The following is a 20,304-nucleotide window of genomic DNA, read 5'->3' on the forward strand; positions in this document are numbered from 1 at the left end:
ATTAAAGCGGTACGCGAGCTGGGTTCAGAACGTCGTGAGACAGTTCGGTCCCTATCCGGCGTGGGCGCAGGATATCTGAGAGGAGCTGTCCTTAGTACGAGAGGACCGGGATGGACGGACCGCTGGTGGACCGGTTGGCTTGCCAAAGCCATGGCCGGGTAGCCAAGTCCGGAAGGGATAAACGCTGAAGGCATCTAAGCGTGAAGCCCCCCTCAAGATGAGATATCCCATTCTTAGTGAAGTAAACCCCCTTGAAGACGACGAGGTAGATAGGGCAGAGGTGGAAGTGTGGTAACACATGGAGCTGACTGTTACTAATCGGGTGAGGGCTTGACCAAAAAGCCGAGGAAGCGGGCAGGATGTAACAGAAATGGGGCGGAACAAGCTTGCTTGTGGAGAACCATTTATGGTACAGACTGAACATTTGCGAAGCAAATGACATCGAACGACGGAGTCGCGAGATGACCACCGCTGGAGTAGCCAAAAGAACAGGTGATGTAGCTTTAGCTGCGAGCCCGTGAAAAAAGGCGAATCGGTACGCAGGTTAAAATTGATTCAAAAAAGATTAACGATCATCAACAGAACATGTATGTAGTTTTGAATATACAATCATGAAAGAGTGGCTTAAACAGCCACTTTTTTATTACCCATAAAAACTGTCCCCTAAAAAAACATAAAAATTGCCCCTTGTAATATACCCAAACAAGCGGTACTATAACATCCAAGTTATTACATTCCTACATTAATACAATCATACATTAAAGTAATAACAAAGGTAATAACGAAACGAGAGGGGAATTATTATGAACACACAGAACAACACAGTAGTTAAACTTGCAGAAACTGCGTTATTAGCAGCTTTATGTTATGTATCCTTCACATTTCTGCAGATTAAGATCCCGGTGCCGGGCGGAGACGCAACATCCATTCATATCGGAAATGCTTTCTGCGTACTTGCAGCACTGCTTCTGGGTGGCGTATATGGCGGACTTGCCGGAGCTATCGGAATGGGAATTGCAGATATCATGGACCCTGTTTATATCACAGGCGCACCGAAAACCTTTATACTGAAATTCTGTATCGGTCTGATCGTAGGTCTTGTGGCACACAAGGTTGCAAAGATCAATGAGAGTACAGATAAAAAATATGTTTTCAAATGGAGTGTGATCGCATCTGTTGCAGGACTTGCATTTAACGTAATTGCAGATCCTATCGTAGGATATTTCTACAAACAGTACATTTTGGGACAGCCACAGGAACTGGCACAGGCACTTGCAAAAATGAGTGCGGCGGCAACCTTTATCAATGCAGTTGTATCTGTAATTCTGGTAGCGATCATCTATAATGCAGTACGTCCGGTACTGATCAAAAGTCATCTGATCACAGTTACCAACAACAAAAATCAGGTTGCGTAAAACGACATACTAAAAAAATAATAGAAAACAAGAAATAACACAAGACAGCGAAATGGAAGTTAAAATTCATTTCGCTGTTTTTTATGCGTGTATAGGATCATTTTTTATATGGTTATCCTCACATAGAAAACAAATTTCGGAATAACCAGGATCTGTTTTGACGTATCCATGGCAGTGATTGCTGCGGTACTTTCCTTCGTATTTGCGGGAAGACTGGATGGTGTAAGAGAAGGTACTGTTATTTCCGCATATTCTCCCGCACCTTCGTAGGTGTGCACCCGAAGTGCTCCTGGAACATCCGTCGAAACAGCTTATAATTGGTGAATCCATGGCGTTCCAGGATCACATGCACGGGGTCTTTCGTATTGATCAGATCTTTGTAGATAAAAGAAAGTCTGTATTCATTCTGATATTCCAGAAATGTACCCCCCATCTTTTTCTTGAAAAAACGGCAGAAATATCCAGTCTGGAGATAAGCAACACCTGCAATCTCATCCAGAGAAATAGGCCGTTTGTAATTCTCAGAAATATAATTCAGCACCAGATTCAGCCGGTCCAGATCTTTTTTCAGCCGGCTTAGATCACTTTGAAAAACTTTGACACTGAAATTGTGACACAGCTGGAACAAAAGTTCAAAGATCAGGATATTGCAGACGAGAGTCGTATGGTGGAGTAAAAAGATACAAAAAAAGCGGAGATTTATCGTTATAAAGACTATTGAAAATAAAAGAAGTTTGTAGTAAGGTAGTAGCTACAACGCTTACGAAAGGGAAGACTGTTTCGGGTGGGCAGTCTTCTTTTTGTGGAGAATTTTGGATGAAGGAAAACGAAAAACAAGGGGGAAGAATTTATGGAGAAGGTAAAAGAGAAATCTTCTTTTTTCCGAAAGTTCGTAGGAGATAAGAGGTTTTATCTGATGGTCCTGTCTATTGCAGTACCGATCATGGTACAGAACGGGATCACAAATTTTGTCAGTCTTCTGGACAATATTATGATCGGTCGTATCGGTACCGAACAGATGTCTGGAGCGGCGATCGTCAATCAGCTGATTTTTGTATATAATCTATGTATTTTCGGCGGGGTGTCCGGAGCGGGAATTTTTACAGCACAGTATTTCGGACAGAAGGATCATGAGGGTGTCCGCCAGACACTTCGTTATAAACTGTGGATGGCAGTGATTCTGACAGCGATCACCATTATACTGTTTCTGACAGCTGGGGGTTCACTGATCAGCATGTATTTAAAAGGTGACGGAACCGCACAGGAGATCAGGGATACTCTTATTTATGGGAAACAGTATTTATGGATCATGCTTCTGGGACTTCCGCCATTTATGATGGTGCAGGTCTATGCAAGTACCTTACGTGAATGTGGTGAGACCGTACTTCCCATGAAGGCCGGGATCGTGGCTGTGCTGATCAATCTGATATTTAATTATCTTCTGATCTATGGTAAATTTGGATTCCCGGAAATGGGAGTAAGAGGTGCGGCTGTTGCCACAGTACTCTCCAGATATGTGGAAGCCTGCATTGTCCTGAGCTGGACACATAAGCATACAGAAAAGAATATTTTTGCACAGGGTCTGTATTCAACATTAAAGGTTCCGGCGAACCTGACAAAGAAGATACTTATTAAGGGAACCCCGCTGCTTCTGAATGAGACTTTATGGGCAGCCGGAGTGGCCATGCTGACACAGTGTTATTCAGTTCGTGGACTGAACGTGGTTGCGGGATTAAATATTTCCAATACCATCAACAATGTATTTAATATCGTATTTATCGCACTTGGAGATTCGGTAGCCATTGTTGTAGGACAGCTTCTGGGGGCAGGTAAGATGAAGGAAGCCAGAGATACGGACAACAAGATGATCGCATTTTCTGTGTTCTGCTGTACCTGCGTGGCAGCTGTGATGTTTGTAATGGCACCACTGTTTCCAAGGCTTTACAATACCAATACTGAGGCACGTACTCTGGCGAAATATTTTATTATGCTCACAGCATTTTTCATGCCGCAGAATGCATTCCTGCATGCAACATATTTTACTTTGCGTTCCGGTGGAAAGACCATCGTTACATTTCTGTTTGACAGTGTGTTTATCTGGGTGGTAAGTGTAACGATCGCATTTACCTTAAGCCGTTTTACAGGTCTGCCCGTACTTGTGATCTACGCAATGGTCCAGGCAGCGGATATGATGAAATGTGTCATTGGATTTATCCTTGTAAAAAAAGGCGTATGGCTTCAGAATATCGTTTCATAGAATTTTTTGAAATCTTCCGGGAGGGGTGCTTCCAGGGAGATTTCTTTTTTGTCATTTTTGTCATGATGCATGGAAGCCCGGGTGTCGGAAGCAGATTCATCAATTGAAAATGGAAGTTGAAATTTAAGCTTCCATGCGTGGAGTGCAGCCCGGGAAAACGGATTCGATATGTCCGATAAACAGTACAGAGAATCACCCAGAAGAGGATGCCCGAGAGATGCCATGTGTACACGGATCTGATGGGTACGGCCGGTTTTCAGACGGAGCATTACAAGAGAAGACGGAGCTGCTGCGTCAGGGCCGGTAGATTTCAGAACAGAATAAAGGGTTTCTGCATGTTTGCTTCCGGGAAGCGTGCCATCTGTGGATACGACCATTTTCAGACGGTTATCCGGGTCAGGTGCAAGGGGAACGGAGATCCTGTGAAAAGCTCCATTTTCATCCACAGGCATGAAACCGGAAACTGCAGCCAGATAGGTTTTCTCTGAAATCCCTTCTTCACGCTGGTTCTGTAATCTGGCGGCAGCAGTCTGGTTCCTGGCAAAGAGCAGGATACCGGAGGTTTCTTTATCCAATCGTCCGATAGACCGGACTTTGGTAGGCTCTCCTTTGGAACGGAAATAGGAAGCCACCTGGTTGGCGAGACTGTCACTGTAGTGAGAACCGGAAGGATGAGTGACAATCCCGGCAGGTTTATTTATGGCGAGGATATCCTGGTCTTCGTATATGATCGCCAACTCAGGAAGAAACTGTGACGTTGCAGCCAGTGAATGATAAATGTGAGAATTGACATCAGAACCTGCAAATTCTGAAGCTGCGGAATCAGAATATGAAATTGCGTCTGCGGAGAACTGGAAATGGTGATTGGACAAATTGACAGTAAAGGATGAAGATTCCAGCTGGGTAGAATCCACATCGTCCGCTTCCAGGCATACTATGATCTGATCCCCGGGATAAGCGGTTTCCGTTACCCGGCACTGCTGTCCGTTTTTCCGGATACCACCGGGACGAAACTTCGCCTGGCTGATCTGCTTTTTTGTAAGACCTGCCTGCGTGCGAAGAAAGCGGGAGACAGGTGCCGGAACAGCTGTTTTCGGGATATAGATAGTAAGATAGCCGTTCATTGTGAGGAATCCTCCGATTCTATTAAATTAATAAATATTTACAGGAATTTGGATGCAGGAGATTTTTACTTATGCTGATAATAAAAAACAGCAACTTGAGTCCGATCCCTCAGCTGCAGTTTATCCAGAATGGAACTGAGATAATTTCGTACCGTTCCCTCACTGAGAAAAAGTTCTGTGGCAATCTCCTTATTGCTGTATCCGTTGGCGATCAGCCGGATGATATCCAGCTCCCGTTCGCTGATGTTTCTGGAAGCATAATCAAATCCGTCGGAGGACTGTAGGAGTTCAGGGATTTTGGATATGATCTCTGTGCCGAACACGGTCTGGCCGGAGTAAACCGCCTGAAGAGCCGGAAGAATGCTGGTATGATCCTGCTTCAGAAGATAACCCTTTGTGCCGAGGCGGAGGGCTTTTACAATATATTCATCATCGGAAAAAGTAGTCAGAAGAAGAATTTTTGCCTCCGGAAATCCGCCCAGGATCTTTCTGGAAGCTTCCAGTCCGTCCATTCCTTTCATACGGATATCCATCAGAAGAATATCCGGAAGATACTCTCTGTACAGAGAGCAGGCTTCTTCACCATCAGAGCCGGTGGCAGTCACTTCGATATCCGGGTTTGCTTCAAGAATGGTTTTTAGTGCTCCTGCAACCAGGCAGTCGTCGTCTACGATTATAATTTTCATGTCAAAATCTCCTGTTTATGAGTTATAAAAAGTAAATTTACAGATCAGAAAAAACAGACGGATCCAATATGCCGGGAAAGTACTTTGATCAAATCAGGAAGGTTTCCGGCAAAGTGAGAAATATCTGTCTGATTCAATTAGAAACAGATTTCGGGATCGTCACAAAGATCCGAAAACCATTCTCCTGCGTAATCTGGACTGTACCGCCCAGCGCCTTTGCACGGTCACGGATATTGGACAGTCCCATACCACCGGAAATATTTTTGGCCTTATTGCTGTCTGATCCAGTTTGAATATCCGGAATTCCATTTTCCGGTGTCCCATTATCCTCAATGCACAATTGATAAAGTGCAGGATGCTCCCGCAGAAGAATATCCACAGAATCCGCATTACTATGCCGCATCACATTGGAAAGCCCTTCCTTTGTAATACTGATCAGACTGTATTTCACCTCTCTTGGAATCTGCCTGGACATATCATAAGTAAGATTCACCGGGCAGAAGGTGAAATCCTTTACAAGTCCTTTTATGGCATCTTCCAGATTTATCGCATCGTCATGAAGATCATGTACACTGGAACGGATGCTGTTCATAGCACCGTTCAGGGATTCTTCCAGATTTCCAAGCAGAGGATCAAGAGAATCATTTTTGTTGATGGTTTTGCAGGCAGCAGTCATAAGGATAGAACGGGATAGTACATGTCCCACATTATCATGGATCTCTCTGGCAATTCTGTTTCGCTCGCGCAATGTAGCAGCATAAATCTCGTAATCCTGTTTTTCCAGAAGTGCCTTGTTTTTTTCAGAAAGAAGAAGCGTATGTTCCTCACTGTCATCCCGGATCTGATGAAAATCCTGGTAAAGAGCCTGATATTTTCCGGCATAGAGCCAGAGAAAAAATGAGAGAACGAAACCAAAAATCCCAAGCAGACAAAGAACTGCCGGAAATCTATTGATCTGAAAAACCAGAAATCCCCAAAGTGGAAGCTCAGCCACTGCCAGAGGAAAAAGCCCGGCAGATAAGGTCTGATACAGAAGCAGCGGGAAAAACAGAAGAAAATCCGAAAACCACAGGGAACATAATCCAAAGATCACATAGCTTCCTGCAAGAACCGGAATGATATTTCCGGCGGGTTTCAATACTGGCAAAGAATTGTGTGAACAGGATTCTGTTTTACATACCCTGCACAGATAAGTAATGCAGCAAAGGATCACCGCAAAAAGGAGGGCAAACACAAGAGCCTGATCTGCAGGCACATAAAAAAATGTTAAAGTACTGTATAAAAGCAATAGTATGGAATCTGTAAAATAACGCATAAAAAATATACCCTCCTTTCTACTACAGCATTTTCCGAAAGTCAGGCAGATAACCGGCTAAAATTATCGTATCCTGTTCCGGGAGAACCCCTTTTGCTGCACAAATTTCTGAAATCAATGTGCCTTTATTATAATATACCGGTTCCTTCCCTGCAAAGAAAAATCTATCTTTCTGAAAAAGACATGACATTTGTCATTCGCAGGTGGTGACATTCAACACTTGGAGCAGACAGAAGAAAAGGATATAATGGCATCATAGAAGAAATATGAATTTCTGCGAAAAAGACATAAAAGTCCTGCTTAACGGACTGTAAAAAAGGAGGAAAACATATGCCACAGAGTATGGTCCACATAGAAAATCTGGTAAAACGATATGGTGATCTTACCGCACTGAATCATCTGGAACTGGATATCCGGGAGGGTGAGATCTTCGGATTACTTGGTCCCAACGGCTCGGGAAAGACAACGGCCATCAGCTGCCTTTTGTCACTTCTGAAATATGACAGAGGTGAAATAAAGATATTCGGAGAAGAGATGAAGCCGGACAGCTATAAGCTCAAGGAACAGATTGGGATCGTGCTTCAGAATGTAGCCGTTTTTGATGAGCTGACAGTGCAGGAAAATATCGATTATTTCTGCGGCCTTTACATACGGGACAGGAAACGGAGAAAAGAGCTGGTGGAGGATGCCATTGAATTTACAGGTCTTGAAGATTTCCGCAAAATGTACCCGAAGAAGCTTTCCGGAGGCCTTTTACGAAGATTGAACATTGCCTGCGGGATCGCCCACAAGCCGAGACTGATCATTATGGATGAGCCGACGGTAGCTGTAGACCCACAGAGCAGAAACAAGATCCTGGAAGGGATCCAGACGCTGAACCACCAGGGCTCCACCATTATCTACACATCCCATTACATGGAAGAGGTGGAGCAGATCTGTACCAGGATCGCCATCATGGATCACGGAAGAGTCATCGCTCAGGGAACAAAGGAAGAATTGAAGCAGATGATCAAAACAGGAGAGACCATCACCGTAGAAGCCATTGCCCTGGAAGAAAAAAATCTCCGGGATATCCGCACACTGGAGCATGTGTTTGATGTGCAGTATGAAAAACAGGTGCTGGTCGTGCGCTGTACCGATGCGAAGCATAACCTGATCCGTCTTCTTAATTATCTGCAAAGCCAGGATATTTCTTTTGGAAGAGTCTTTTCCGAACTGCCTACATTAAATGATGTCTTTCTGGAGATCACCGGAAAACAGCTGAGAGATTAGGAGGGATGGGAGATGTTGCATTTACTGAAATACAGTTTTCTTTCCAAGATCCGGAATTTTAACATTGTATTCTGGCCGCTGGTCTTTCCGCTTGTGCTTGGAACTTTTTTCTATTTTGCATTCGGAAATATCAATGAAGCAGATTTTCAGACGGTCCCGGTGGCAGTGGTGAAGGAAGCTTCTGCGGATACGTTTTTTATGACCTATCTGGATGAAGTGGAAAAAAGCAGTCCGGATCTTTTAAAAGCAGAAGAAATGTCGGAAAAGGAAGCGCTGGAAGCACTGCAGGATAAAAAAGTAGAAGGGATTTATTATGTGGGAAAAGAGCCTTCCCTTACAGTAGCAGGAATCGGAATAGAAGAAAGTATCCTTCAGACAGTTCTCGACAGCTGCGAAAACACCAGAACGACCATCACCAATATCATGAAAAAAAATCCGCAGATGGATATGGAAACCATGAAATCCTTGTTAAGTTCCGACAGCCTGGTAAGGGAAGTCTCTCTTGGTGGCCGGACCATTGACGGAAATGTGCAGTTCTTTTACGCACTGATCGCCATGGCCTGCCTGTATGGATGCTTTATCGGATTTGGCTCTGCGATCGGGATCCAGGCCAATATCACACCTCTGGCAGCCAGACGGTGTGTAACGCCGACCCACAAGCTGAAGCTGATCCTTACAGACCAGCTGACATCTTTTGCTCTGGGCTATGTGGACGTGATCATTCTGATCCTGTATCTCCGGTATATTCTCAATCTGGATTTTCAGGGACAGATGGGAAAAATGCTGGTGGTATCTTTTTTCGGAAGTCTCATCGGTGTATCTATGGGAATGTTTATAGGCAGCTTCGGAAAAATGCAGGAAGGCGTCAGAATCGGGCTCATGCTTGGAATCTCTATGGTAAGCAGCTTTCTTGCCGGACTGATGAACGGAAATATGAAGGATATCGTGGAAAAAAGTGTTCCGTTTGTGAACCGGATCAATCCTGCATCACTGATCTCAGATGCGTTTTACTGTATCAATGTATATGATGATATGACCAGATACTATAGAAATCTGATCACACTGGCGGTAATGTGCGTGGTGCTGGTGATGGCATCCTTTTTCATGGTCAGGAGGGAACGTTATGACAGTATTTAAAGGCTATATGAGGATCATGAAAAAAAATACAGGTCTGATCCTCCTGTATCTGGGCATTTTTTTCGGAGTGACAATGGCACTTCAGGCAGCGGCCGGTAAGGAAACTTATACCAGCTATGAAAGCGAAAAAATAAAGATCGGAGTGGTGGATAAAGACAACGGACCACTTGCAGAAGGACTGGTAAAATGGATTGAAGGTACGCATCACGTGACCATGCTGGAGGATAACAGGGAGAAGCTTCAGGAAGAGCTTTTTTACAGAAATGTAGAATACATCGTGGTGATTCCTGAGGATTTTTATGAGAACTGTATGGTAAACGGCGAAAGTATTTCTGTGACCAAGGTGCCCGGATCTTATTCGGCATATTATGTGGATCAGCAGCTTGAGAGCTGCCTGAATACAATGCGGACATATCTGAAAGCCGGTTTTTCCCAGAAGGAAGCGGCAACAGCGATCCTGGATAAAAAAAGAGGAGAAGTCACCATGCTGGATACAGATGAAAACAGTGGTACGTCCGGATGGCTCTATTATTTCCGATATATTCCATATCTGTTTCTTGCATTACTTTGCTATGTGATGGGATATGTTCTGATGGCTCTCAAAAAAGACGATATACCAAAGAGAATGCAGGCATCTGCGATCTCTGCAAGACGACAGAGTCTGGAAGGGCTTCTGGCCATGTTTATCATGGGCGGGGGCTTATGGGGAATCGGTATGGCTGGAGCCATCCTTATATATGGAAAAACATTTCTCAGTTCAGAAAATTTCGGATACTATGTACTGAACACTCTGGTAATGATGGCAGTGGCACTTTCACTTTCCTATCTGATCGGTCTTTTTGTAAAAAACAGCAACATGTTAAGCGGGATCGCAAATATCCTGTCTCTTGGAATGTGCTTTCTGTGTGGTGTGTTTGTTCCCATGAACATTATGGACAGAAACGTCCTGAAGGTGTCTCAGTTTCTTCCTGTGTACTGGTATGAAAACGTAAATGAGACTCTTGGAAGTTATAGCCACCTAACAGGTGAGGCAGCTGTATCGGTGTGGAAAGGCATTGGACTGGAAGCTATGTTTGCGGTAGTTTTTGTCTGCATGATCCTGGCAGTGACCAGGTATCAACAGCAGAAATAACAGAAAATAATAGCAGATGGCTGTTAATTATGGTAGGATATAGCTGATAAAGATGATTTGCGGAGAAAAACATGAAAAAAATACAAGTTTTACTAAAACCACAATGCAATGCAGAAATTCAAAATCAGTTTGCAACAAAATTCGGAGATCAGTGCGAATTTACATTTCAGGGCAAAGAAACTGAGGATGCGATCGCAGCAGCAGAAGTAGTGATCGGAGAGCCAGAGGAAGAAGAAATCCTGAAAGCAGAAAATCTTCGCTGGATCCAGCTGACCTGGGCCGGTGCGGACAAATATACAAAAATGAAAGCATTCCCGACAGGAGTTACATTAACCAATGCTTCCGGCGCTTTTGGAAAGATCATATCAGAATATGTGATCGGGAATATCATTGCGCTGTACCGTGAACTTCCGAACTACTGGAAGAACAAACAGAAACACCTCTGGGTACAGAATAGATCATCAGAAACCATATATGGAAAAAACATTCTCATCCTGGGAACAGGGGATATAGGAAGAAATATTGCCCATAGAATGAAAGCGTTTGAAACGCATGTGACTGGAATAAAAAGAACTGCAGTCCCGGAGTATTTGCAGCAGATGAAAGAGTTTGATGAGGTATATGATCTGACAGTGCTGGATCAGCAGCTTCAGAAAGCGGACATTGTGATTGGCTGTCTCCCGGGAACACCGGAAACAAAAGGCCTTCTGAATTACGAACGGCTGTATTCCATGAAAAAAGATGCAATTCTGGTTAATGTAGGAAGAGGAAGCCTCATTCCAACAGAAGACCTGATCAGAGTACTGGAGGAAGGCCACTTAAAAGGAGCGGTCCTGGATGTATTTGAAACAGAACCATTGCCGGAGACATCACCTCTTTGGAATATGGAAAACGTCCTTATCACTCCACACATTGCAGGCCCGAGTTTCGGTGGAAACGCTGAAGTCCAGGATATGATCTGGAACATCTGCATGGAAAATCTGGAACGATATCTGAATGGAAAAAAATTAAAAAATATTGTCCGGTTAAAGGATGGGTATTAAATAAAAAAGATAGTTACAAGCTCCTTCTGATAAACTGTGAAGCAGTTATCCGGTTATGAGCAAGTAGCGAAGCGGATGCTTTTATCCGCTTGACTAAAAATACATTTATGGATATTTAAGAAAGAGACAGAGTGCATAATGATAACACGCCAGAAACTGATCGATCAGATAGAAAAATACAAGCCATATAATGAGCAGGAAGAAAAAGATAAAATCCTGATCCTGGACTGGATCAGAAATAATGAGAATGCTTTTTCCAGGGAAAATGCAGTAGCCCATATGACAGCTTCTGCCTGGGTAGTAAACAGAGAACGGACGAAAGTCCTTATGGTATATCACAACATATACAATTCCTGGTCCTGGCTTGGAGGACATGCAGATGGTGAGACGGATTTACTGTCCGTTGCTGTCAGAGAAGTAAAAGAAGAGGCAGGGATTTCCAATGTTCGTCCGGTGTCAGAAGAGATTTTTTCCCTGGAATCCTTGACTGTAGACGGCCATATGAAAAAAGGAAAATATGTATCCAGCCATCTGCACTTTAACCTAACATATCTCCTTGAGGCAGATTCAGAAGAGGCTGTTTCCATAAAAGCAGATGAAAACAGCGGTGTAGCCTGGTTTTCACCGGAAGAAGCATTGATGAGATCAACAGAACCGTGGTTTGTGGAACATGTTTATATTAAGCTTTTGAAGAAAATGAATCTATGTTATAATGGGATAAAGACAAAAGAGGTTTGACATTGACTGAGCAAATACGAAAAGCCGGAGGAGGCATAGAAAAATAAGATGAAATGTCCATATTGCGGAGGCGAAATGTGTGAAGGCCAGATCCATTCCTTCAATTCAGGAATAGAATGGAGGAGCAGAGGTGAAGCTATGCGATTAAACACCGAAAAAGGCCTGTCGAAAATGCTATATGGTGATCGGATCGAGGCTTATCGCTGCGAGCATTGTAAGAAGATCCTTATATCTTATGAATGATCTTCTTATTGTAATGCAGGATATAGTTTTGCGGGGATCGCTGGGAAGCAAGGTTAAAATAAAAGAATAAAGGACTGGATTGTATGAAAATGCAGTCTTTTTTTTATTCATAAGGAATAGGGAAACTGTTAGCTGAGAAAGGGGGAAACAAACATGAAAAATTATTCAGAGGATGCGGACAGACAGTATCACATTCAGGTAGCAAAAGGAGAAGTGGGACGTTACGTTATTTTACCGGGAGATCCGAAACGCTGCAAAAAGATCGCACAGTATTTTGATGATCCGGTTTTGGTAGCAGATAACCGGGAATACGTAACATACACCGGAACACTGGACGGAGTGAAGGTAAGTGTGACATCTACTGGAATCGGCGGACCGTCCGCTTCTATCGCAATGGAAGAGCTTTATCGGTGCGGGGCTGACACATTTGTACGCATCGGAACCTGCGGTGGAATGCAGCCGGAGGTAAAAAGTGGTGATATTGTTGTTGCAACGGGTGCGATCCGTATGGAGGGCACCAGCAAAGAGTATGCACCTATTGAATTCCCGGCAGTGGCAAATCTGGAAGTGATCAATGCACTTGTGGAAGGAGCAAAGAAAGAAGGATGTGAATTCCACACAGGTGTGGTACAATGTAAGGATTCCTTTTATGGCCAGCATGAGCCGGAAACCAAGCCGGTCAGCTATGAACTGATGAATAAATGGGAAGCGTGGAAACGTCTCGGCTGTCTTGCGTCGGAGATGGAATCCGCTGCTCTTTTTATAGTGGCAAGCCATTTAAAAGTACGTGTGGGCTCCTGCTTCCTGGTGCTTGCAAATCAGGAAAGAGAAAAGCTGGGTTTGGATAATCCTGTGGTACATGATACCGATAAGGCAATCCAGGTTGCAGTACAGGCGATCCGTGAACTGATCCGTGCAGATCAGGCACAGAAAAAAGAAGAATAACGTATACATGCCTGATTCAGGAAAGGTGGGAAAACTATGGAAGAAAAACAGATCAAAGAAATGATCGATCTGGCAATCAGACAGATGGACTATTCCTATGCGCCATACTCACATTTTCATGTAGGGGCGGTACTTCTTGTAAAAAACGGTACCTATTATACCGGGTGTAACATAGAAAATGCTGCCTATACTCCAACAAACTGTGCGGAAAGAACTGCTTTTTTCAAAGCGGTCAGTGAAGGCATGAGAGACTTTCAGGCAATCTGTATCGTTGGCGGCAAGGATGGTGTTCCTACAGAGTATGCAGCACCCTGTGGAGTATGCAGACAGGTTATGATGGAGTTCTGTGATCCGGAAACCTTTCAGATCATACTGGCAGTCAGCAGAGAAAAATATGATATCTTTACGTTAAAGGAACTGTTGCCATTTGGATTTGGACCGGATAATCTGAAGAAACTGAAGTGATAAGCGCATGTGGATATGTGCAGAGATTTTCACGATATGAATGCAGTGAGAAGTAAAATATTGAAAAGTGATCGCCCGGATGTTGATATGACAGGCCGGGCGATCACTTTTTCTGCCATACAATAAAAAACGCTGAAAATCCTTAATTAAGATTTTTCAGCGATTCTAATAGCAGGGGATGAGAGAATCGAACTCCCACCAAAGGTTTTGGAGACCCCTATCATACCATTTGACCAATCCCCTATATTAAATTATGTTTTCATCACTGTTGCAATTATACATATAAAATATACAATTGTCAAGAGATGAGAGTGCTTTTTGTATAATAAAATATAAATAAAATTCTTCCTGTCATAAATCGGCAGAAAAGCGGAGATGGAGGGATTTGAACCCTCGCGCCGGTTGCCCGACCTACCGCATTTCGAGTGCGGACCCTTCAGCCACTTGGGTACATCTCCGGATGCAAACCTTTATTATTATATAAGGTATCCGGAGAAAGGTCAATCTTTTTTAAAACTTTTCTTTTTTGTATTATTGACGAATCTTCCAGACTATAATATGATAATGAGATAAAGTGTGCAGACAGAAGTGGATGTGCAGAAATGGAGGGAATTATGAGCGATAAGAAATCAGCGATTCTCAGGGCGGTGAAGGGTCTTACTGAGAATTATGCTTCAGAAGAACTTTTTATGCCGAAGAGCGGCAGACGTCTGCCGAACCGTTCGGTGATCATTGATATAGTAAGAGATCTGAAATCTATTGTATTTCCGGGATATTTCAGTACGGATACCAGTGCTACCGTATTTCCGGAGTATTATGTGGGACACAGACTGAATGATCTTTATGACAGATTGAAGAATCAGATCGAGATCGCACTTCTTTATCACGGAGAGGAACCGGAAGAAGCAGCAGCTCATGCAGACAGAACTGCCGGTGGATTTTTTGAGCAGCTTCCTGAAATCCAGAGACTGCTTCTGACAGATGTACAGGCTGGTTTTGATGGTGACCCCGCAGCCAAGAGCAAGGAAGAGATCATTTTTTCATATCCGGGATTATTTGCTATCTACGTGTATCGTCTGGCACATGTTCTTTATAAAGAAGAGATCCCATTTATCCCGCGCGTGATGTCAGAATATGCTCATGGCCGTACAGGAATCGATATCAACCCGGGAGCGACCATCGGAGAGTATTTCTTTATCGATCATGGTACCGGTGTGGTTGTAGGTGAGACTACAGAGATCGGAAATAATGTAAAACTGTATCAGGGAGTAACACTGGGAGCGCTTTCCACAAGAAAGGGACAGCAGCTTGCCAATGTAAAACGTCATCCGACGATTCGTGATAATGTAACGATCTATTCTAATTCCACAGTGCTCGGTGGTGAGACGGTTGTAGGAGAGAATACGATTATAGGTGGTAATACCTTTATCACAGAATCCATTCCTGCAAATACCAAGGTCAGTGCAAAAAGTCCGGAGCTTGTGATCAAGAAACCGAAGGCCCAGGTTTCTGCCACAAATGTATGGGAGTATTGATAAAAAATCCAATAAATAAAAAAAATAAAAAATTTAAAAAAACCTGTTGACAAATAAAACAGCATGCTATATACTAATCATCGTTGCAGCGGTCAAGCGATCGGTAATCACCGAAGCGACGATGCGCGGGTGTAGTTCAATGGTAGAACACCAGCCTTCCAAGCTGGATACGTGGGTTCGATTCCCATCACCCGCTTATGCGATAGTGGCGTAGTTGGTAACGCGCGACCTTGCCAAGGTCGAGACCGCGGGTTCGAGCCCCGTCTATCGCTCTCATCGAAGGATGAAGATTTATAATTTCATAACTGCGGGTGTAGTTCAATGGTAGAACACCAGCCTTCCAAGCTGGATACGTGGGTTCGATTCCCATCACCCGCTTGTGCGATAGTGGCGTAGTTGGTAACGCGCGACCTTGCCAAGGTCGAGACCGCGGGTTCGAGCCCCGTCTATCGCTCTTCGGAACTCTGAGGATGATCAGAGTTCTTTTTTGTTGCGAAAAAATCCTCTGCTTTATTTTTATGCAGCAGAGGATTTTTCGCGTTATGTGTTACTGCGTAGCTTATTCAGTTGTTTCACCCTGATCGATCAGAGTATAGAAGGTCAGAAGATAAAGCCCGCATAAGCCTACAAGTCCGTAGATGATCCGGGAGAGCCAGCTCATGCTTCCGAACAGGAATGCTACCAGATTAAAATTAAAGAAGCCGATCAGACCCCAGTTTATGGCACCGACCACAGCAATGGTCAGGGTGAAGTACTGCAGACATTTATTTGACATAAGTCACCATCCTTTCGTTATACATGAAATAGTTTTTCATAGAATCGAAAAAATATACACAGGAATGAGAAAAAGAAAAACGGAAATTTCTGCCAGCCATGAAAAAATCATGAAGGAGAAATTTCCGTTTTCCTTTCATATGCAAGATAAAATGTAAATTTCCGGTTTATCGAATTTGGATCGTAAATATCCGCCAGGCGATTCCGATATCTTACTTCAGCTTCAGAATCTGAGAGGTTGTCTGTCCGCCGCTTACATTCAGAGTTTCTTTGCCCTGAAGCGTTACATCACTGGTAGTATCCTTCAGAAGAAATACCTGGCATACAGTGACGGTTTTTCCGGGATCAATGGTGCTCATGTAGTTATCTACAGCATCATCGCTGGCTTCCGGATAAGTTCCTTCCAGAACTTCTCCGTTCTGGGAAGCCTGTAGGGTGAAGTCTACAAATGCACTGGACTGGGAATCACCGGAGTTTGTATAGTCGTAGTAGATCATCAGACAGGGATTTCCGCCGTAGTCCTTGGAAATCGCAAACTGTTTGAAACGGACGGAGAATTTGTCAGTTGTAATATCAATGGATGCACTTGTGCCCTCAGCAGAAGCCGTGCTGTCTGGGGTGGAAGAATCCTCTGCAGCGGCAGAACTGCTATCTGTGCTGTCATCCGTAAGCTGGGATGATATTTCGTCTTTTACGCTTTTGAAGTTTGCACACATAACCTTGACTGTGGTGTCATCCAGAGAAACGATCTTCCAGTCGCTGCCGATTTTGATCAGAGGATAGGTAATATCGATCTCACTGTATTTCTCATCAGCTGTGGAAGCATTTTCGGCAAGAAGTGCAGCGAGCATTTCCTGGATATCATCCTGTGTCATTTCCTTTCCGGCATAGGCTGCGACAGCAACCTTACGGGTGTATTCCTGAATAGTTGCTGCATAGATATTGGTTCCGTCAATATATTTCATGTGAACCGTTATCCTGGCAGTTCCGTTCTGGATGTCAAATTTGTTTTTGGTGATCTTGTAGGTCATTTTTTTGTTGACGGTAGTGAAGAAATCTGTGTAAGCAGAATCACGGATATCTGCATCATCCAGAGCACTGAGATCATGACTCTGGAGAAGGTTCTCCATTGTGGTAAAATCCATGTTCTGCATGCCTGTGAGAAATTCTTCTGTGGCTTCTACCGGTTTATGGCGCTGCATCATATACCAGGCGGTTCCGCCGGCTGTGGCAGCGATCAGAAGGATGATCAGACAGATCACGAGAGGCTTTTTGCTTTTTTTCTTTCTGTGGGGAGTGTCGCCTTCAAAATCATTGGAGATCAATGATCTGGAGAGCTCATCGTCATAAAAATCATTATTGTCTTCTGTATTCATTATTCCTCCTTACAATAAGTCATTCTGGTTTTCGGGTGGGTAAGTCAGAGGATATCTGTTTGCATTTGCGGGCAAACAGCATCACCCTATGTTACCGTAACGATTATATCATAGGTTTACTGTTTGAGAAACCCCCTGTGTTATGATATACTGGAAGACACAGAAAAAGTGGTTGAGTACAGGTGACAAAGCGGAATGCGAATGCCCGCTTTATGCAGCAGAAAAGGTGAGGTGAAATATATGTTACGGACAATTCAGTATTCATTTCCTTCAAAAGCAGACGGATTGGAAATTTCCTGCTTAGCAGTAGTGCCGGAGTTGGAACGTAATGAGAAATACCGTGGGATCATACAGATCGTTCACGGAATGAGTGAGTACAAGGAACGCTACATTCCTTTTATGGAATATATGGCAGAGCGAAAATATATAAGTGTGATCCATGATCACCGTGGCCATGGGAAAAGCGTACGCAGTAAAGAGGATCTTGGGTATATGTACGGTGGTGGGGCGGATGCCATGCTGCAGGATATCCATACGGTGAACTGCTTGATCAAGGATCATTTCCCGGGTATTCCGCTGATCCTTTTCGGACACAGCATGGGCTCTCTGGCAGTTCGTGCCTATGCAGCTCATCATGACAGCTGTATGGATATGCTGATCGTCTGCGGCTCACCCAGCTATAATGTATTTCGTCCGGTCGGAGTAGCTCTGGCAAAGGCGGGAAAGACTGTTTTCGGGCCTAAACACAGTGCGGGTCTGATCGAGATGATGTCTTTTGGAAGCTATGCAATGCACTTTAAAAAAGAAAAAAACCGTTTTTCCTGGATTTGCTCTGATCCGCAGGTTGTGCAGGATTATTCGGATTCAGAATACTGTGGATTTACATTTACGGATGATGCATATCTGGCACTTTTTGACCTGATGAAAAGAGCCTATGATGTGAAGCACTGGAAGTGTACAAAGCCGGAAATGCCGGTGCTGTTTATCAGTGGGGCGGAGGATCCCTGCATGGGAAATGTGAGACAGTTTGCGAAGGCTGTCCGTGCTATGCGTTGTGCAGGATACCGGGATGTCCGGGGAAAATTATATCCGGGAATGCGCCACGAGATCCTGAATGAGAAAGACAGGGAAAAGGTTTATCATGATATATTTACATATATCTGCAAAAAAGGACTTTGAACGCTCTGTGACAGAGTGATATAATAAAAATCTGAGTGCTCCTGCAGACATCTGTGAGAGGGCGCAACTACTGAGAAAACAGGAGGATTCGTAAATTATGAGAGCAAGTGGGATTTTACTTCCAGTGTCCAGTCTGCCATCGAAATATGGGATCGGATGCTTTTCTGAGGAAGCATATGAGTTTGTAGACCAGCTGGCAAGAGCAGGACAGAAATACTGGCAGATTCTTCCTCTCGGACCTACCGGATATGGAGATTCACCATACCAGTCTTTTTCTACCTTTGCGGGAAATCCGTATTTTATTGATCTGGAGGCTTTTGTAAAAGAGGGATATCTGGATAAAAGTGATTGCGAGGACTGTGACTGGGGTACAAACGAGAGCTATGTGGATTATGAGAAGATTTATAATTCCAGATTTCGGCTTTTGAGAAAAGCCTTTGAAAATTATGACTGTGAGACAGATCAGGAGTACCGGAAGTTTGTAAAAGAAAATGCTGCCTGGCTGGAAGATTACAGCCTGTATATGGCAATCAAGGACAGCCTGAATGGGATCAGCTGGATCGAATGGCCTACGGAACTCAAAAACAGAGAAAAAGCTGCATTGGCTGAAGAAAGAGAGAAGCTTGCAAAAGAAGTGGGATTTTACTGTTTCCAGCAGTTCTGCTTTTTTAAACAGTGGACAGCACTGAAAGCTTATGCAAATGCTAAGGGAGTGGAGATGATCGGAGATATCCCGATCTACGTTGCGTTTGACAGTGCGGATGCCTGGGCACAGCCGGAATTGTTCCAGTTTGATAAGGAAAATATTCCGATCGGCGTTGCTGGATGTCCGCCGGATGCTTTTTCCGCTACGGGGCAGCTCTGGGGAAATCCGCTTTATGACTGGGAATATCACAAGAAAACAGGCTATGCATGGTGGACACGCCGAATGGCAAATTGTATGAAGCTTTATGATGTGGTAAGGATCGACCATTTCAGAGGCTTTGATGAGTATTATTCCATTCCGTACGGAGATAAAACTGCGGAGTTCGGTCACTGGGAAAAGGGACCGGGAATGGATCTGTTCCGTGCGCTTGAAAAGAATCTTGGAAAGCTGGATGTGATCGCAGAGGATCTTGGTCTCCTTACAGACAGTGTGATCGAGATGGTGGAAGAATCCGGATTCCCGGGAATGAAGGTATTGCAGTTTGCTTTTGACGAGAATGAGGACAGTCCGTATCTGACGCACAGATATGAAAGGAATTGCATTGTTTACACAGGTACTCATGACAATGAGACAACAAGAGGATGGTTCCGCAATCTGAGCCAGCATGACCGAAATTTTGCCAGGGCCTATATTGGCTGTGAGGGCAAGCATGAGACTGCGGCAGTGTGGAGCATGATACGTGCGGCGATGTCCAGTGTTGCAGATCGCTGTGTGATCCCGGTACAGGATTATCTCTGCCTTGGAAATGAGGCAAGGATCAATGAACCGTCAACTCTTGGTGACAACTGGAAGTGGCGTATGAAAAAAGGCCAGCTCAATGAAACAATTATTCAGAAGATTTATAAAATGACAAAGCTTTATGGAAGACTTGTAAAAGAAGAAACGGAAGAGAAGGAAAAAACAGAAGCTGACAGGGAAAAGATATCTGACAAATAGAGAAATATAAGGATATCAGAAAGGAC

19 protein-coding genes, 6 tRNA genes and 1 rRNA gene are annotated in these 20,304 nt (G+C 43.9%); 18 read left to right on the top strand and 8 right to left on the bottom strand.

Annotated features, from left to right (window positions below):
- A 23S ribosomal RNA gene (locus BLP57_RS09935) occupies nucleotides 1-338 on the top strand; the annotation flags it as partial.
- A gap of 465 nt (nucleotides 339-803) precedes the next feature.
- Nucleotides 804-1,415, top strand: coding sequence for an ECF transporter S component (locus BLP57_RS09940; RefSeq protein ID WP_059085414.1), 612 nt, complete (start codon nucleotides 804-806; stop codon nucleotides 1,413-1,415).
- 238 nt (nucleotides 1,416-1,653) lie between these two features.
- Here the strand turns inward: BLP57_RS09940 and BLP57_RS18270 are convergent, their stop codons facing one another.
- Nucleotides 1,654-1,956 (bottom strand): helix-turn-helix transcriptional regulator, encoded by a 303-nt coding sequence (locus BLP57_RS18270; protein WP_242872603.1) that lies wholly within the window; start codon nucleotides 1,954-1,956, stop codon nucleotides 1,654-1,656.
- A 309-nt stretch (nucleotides 1,957-2,265) separates the two neighbouring features.
- On the opposite strand from BLP57_RS18270, the gene BLP57_RS09950 reads away from it, so the two are divergent.
- Nucleotides 2,266-3,672, top strand: a complete 1,407-nt coding sequence (locus BLP57_RS09950; protein ID WP_044961660.1) for an MATE family efflux transporter — start codon at nucleotides 2,266-2,268, stop codon at nucleotides 3,670-3,672.
- On the opposite strand, the gene BLP57_RS09955 is transcribed toward BLP57_RS09950, so the two are convergent.
- The 3 genes from BLP57_RS09955 to BLP57_RS09965 form a co-directional block, all read right to left on the bottom strand.
- On the bottom strand, nucleotides 3,654-4,796 hold the full coding sequence (locus BLP57_RS09955; RefSeq protein WP_092071364.1) for an RluA family pseudouridine synthase: 1,143 nt from the start codon (nucleotides 4,794-4,796) through the stop codon (nucleotides 3,654-3,656). The genes BLP57_RS09950 and BLP57_RS09955 overlap by 19 nt on opposite strands.
- Nucleotides 4,797-4,861: 65 nt before the next feature.
- The gene (locus BLP57_RS09960) at nucleotides 4,862-5,482 is read right to left on the bottom strand and encodes a response regulator (protein ID WP_059085416.1); all 621 of its coding nucleotides are present in this window, start codon (nucleotides 5,480-5,482) and stop codon (nucleotides 4,862-4,864) included.
- Nucleotides 5,483-5,615: 133 nt separating this feature from the next.
- The gene (locus BLP57_RS09965) at nucleotides 5,616-6,629 is read right to left on the bottom strand and encodes a sensor histidine kinase (protein WP_242872604.1); all 1,014 of its coding nucleotides are present in this window, start codon (nucleotides 6,627-6,629) and stop codon (nucleotides 5,616-5,618) included.
- Nucleotides 6,630-7,139: 510 nt separating this feature from the next.
- On the opposite strand from BLP57_RS09965, the gene BLP57_RS09970 reads away from it, so the two are divergent.
- The 8 genes from BLP57_RS09970 (at nucleotide 7,140) to BLP57_RS10005 (ending at nucleotide 13,772) form a co-directional block, all read left to right on the top strand.
- Nucleotides 7,140-8,069 carry an ABC transporter ATP-binding protein gene (locus tag BLP57_RS09970; protein ID WP_059086850.1) on the top strand — a complete coding sequence of 310 codons (930 nt, stop codon included), beginning with the start codon at nucleotides 7,140-7,142 and terminating at the stop codon, nucleotides 8,067-8,069.
- 12 nt (nucleotides 8,070-8,081) lie between these two features.
- Nucleotides 8,082-9,206 carry an ABC transporter permease gene (locus BLP57_RS09975; RefSeq protein WP_059085418.1) on the top strand — a complete coding sequence of 375 codons (1,125 nt, stop codon included), beginning with the start codon at nucleotides 8,082-8,084 and terminating at the stop codon, nucleotides 9,204-9,206.
- The gene (locus tag BLP57_RS09980; RefSeq protein WP_092071367.1) at nucleotides 9,193-10,338 is read left to right on the top strand and encodes an ABC transporter permease; all 1,146 of its coding nucleotides are present in this window, start codon (nucleotides 9,193-9,195) and stop codon (nucleotides 10,336-10,338) included. The genes BLP57_RS09975 and BLP57_RS09980 overlap by 14 nt, the downstream gene beginning before the upstream one ends.
- Before the next feature lie 71 nt (nucleotides 10,339-10,409).
- Nucleotides 10,410-11,381, top strand: coding sequence for a D-2-hydroxyacid dehydrogenase (locus BLP57_RS09985; protein WP_092071370.1), 972 nt, complete (start codon nucleotides 10,410-10,412; stop codon nucleotides 11,379-11,381).
- Nucleotides 11,382-11,519: 138 nt separating this feature from the next.
- Nucleotides 11,520-12,119, top strand: a complete 600-nt coding sequence (locus BLP57_RS09990; protein ID WP_092071373.1) for an NUDIX hydrolase — start codon at nucleotides 11,520-11,522, stop codon at nucleotides 12,117-12,119.
- A 48-nt stretch (nucleotides 12,120-12,167) separates the two neighbouring features.
- Entirely contained in the window at nucleotides 12,168-12,362 is a 195-nt protein-coding gene (locus BLP57_RS18885; RefSeq protein WP_092071376.1) for a PF20097 family protein, read from the top strand.
- 153 nt (nucleotides 12,363-12,515) lie between these two features.
- Entirely contained in the window at nucleotides 12,516-13,307 is a 792-nt protein-coding gene (gene udp / locus BLP57_RS10000) for a uridine phosphorylase (RefSeq protein ID WP_059085420.1), read from the top strand.
- Between the two features lie 36 nt (nucleotides 13,308-13,343).
- The gene (locus BLP57_RS10005; RefSeq protein ID WP_092071379.1) at nucleotides 13,344-13,772 is read left to right on the top strand and encodes a cytidine deaminase; all 429 of its coding nucleotides are present in this window, start codon (nucleotides 13,344-13,346) and stop codon (nucleotides 13,770-13,772) included.
- Nucleotides 13,773-13,944: 172 nt separating this feature from the next.
- Here the strand turns inward: BLP57_RS10005 and BLP57_RS10010 are convergent.
- Together BLP57_RS10010 and BLP57_RS10015 are read right to left on the bottom strand one after the other, a co-directional pair.
- A tRNA-Trp gene (locus BLP57_RS10010) sits at nucleotides 13,945-14,015 on the bottom strand.
- A 127-nt stretch (nucleotides 14,016-14,142) separates the two neighbouring features.
- A tRNA-Ser gene (locus tag BLP57_RS10015) sits at nucleotides 14,143-14,230 on the bottom strand.
- A gap of 156 nt (nucleotides 14,231-14,386) precedes the next feature.
- On the opposite strand from BLP57_RS10015, the gene epsC reads away from it, so the two are divergent.
- From epsC to BLP57_RS10040, 5 genes are all read left to right on the top strand, one after another.
- The gene (epsC, locus tag BLP57_RS10020) at nucleotides 14,387-15,307 is read left to right on the top strand and encodes a serine O-acetyltransferase EpsC (protein WP_092071382.1); all 921 of its coding nucleotides are present in this window, start codon (nucleotides 14,387-14,389) and stop codon (nucleotides 15,305-15,307) included.
- A gap of 125 nt (nucleotides 15,308-15,432) precedes the next feature.
- Nucleotides 15,433-15,503, top strand: a tRNA-Gly gene (locus BLP57_RS10025).
- A 3-nt stretch (nucleotides 15,504-15,506) separates the two neighbouring features.
- Nucleotides 15,507-15,579 (top strand) — tRNA-Gly (locus BLP57_RS10030).
- 35 nt (nucleotides 15,580-15,614) lie between these two features.
- Nucleotides 15,615-15,685 (top strand) — tRNA-Gly (locus BLP57_RS10035).
- A 3-nt stretch (nucleotides 15,686-15,688) separates the two neighbouring features.
- Nucleotides 15,689-15,761 (top strand) — tRNA-Gly (locus BLP57_RS10040).
- Nucleotides 15,762-15,866: 105 nt separating this feature from the next.
- Here BLP57_RS10040 and BLP57_RS10045 read toward each other — a convergent pair.
- Nucleotides 15,867-16,082 (bottom strand): DUF378 domain-containing protein, encoded by a 216-nt coding sequence (locus tag BLP57_RS10045; RefSeq protein WP_015524323.1) that lies wholly within the window; start codon nucleotides 16,080-16,082, stop codon nucleotides 15,867-15,869.
- A gap of 211 nt (nucleotides 16,083-16,293) precedes the next feature.
- Nucleotides 16,294-17,457, bottom strand: coding sequence for a DUF5067 domain-containing protein (locus BLP57_RS10050; protein WP_242872605.1), 1,164 nt, complete (start codon nucleotides 17,455-17,457; stop codon nucleotides 16,294-16,296).
- 240 nt (nucleotides 17,458-17,697) lie between these two features.
- On the opposite strand from BLP57_RS10050, the gene BLP57_RS10055 reads away from it, so the two are divergent.
- Together BLP57_RS10055 and malQ are read left to right on the top strand one after the other, a co-directional pair.
- Nucleotides 17,698-18,636, top strand: a complete 939-nt coding sequence (locus BLP57_RS10055) for an alpha/beta fold hydrolase (protein ID WP_092071513.1) — start codon at nucleotides 17,698-17,700, stop codon at nucleotides 18,634-18,636.
- A gap of 97 nt (nucleotides 18,637-18,733) precedes the next feature.
- Complete coding sequence (malQ, locus tag BLP57_RS10060) at nucleotides 18,734-20,278, top strand: 4-alpha-glucanotransferase (protein ID WP_092071385.1); 1,545 nt, start codon at nucleotides 18,734-18,736, stop codon at nucleotides 20,276-20,278.
- The last annotated feature ends 26 nt before the right edge of the window (nucleotides 20,279-20,304 follow it).

This window comes from Blautia sp. SF-50 (genome assembly GCF_900101315.1).
In the GTDB taxonomy this organism is placed as follows: Bacteria; Bacillota; Clostridia; order Lachnospirales; family Lachnospiraceae; genus Blautia_A; species Blautia_A fusiformis.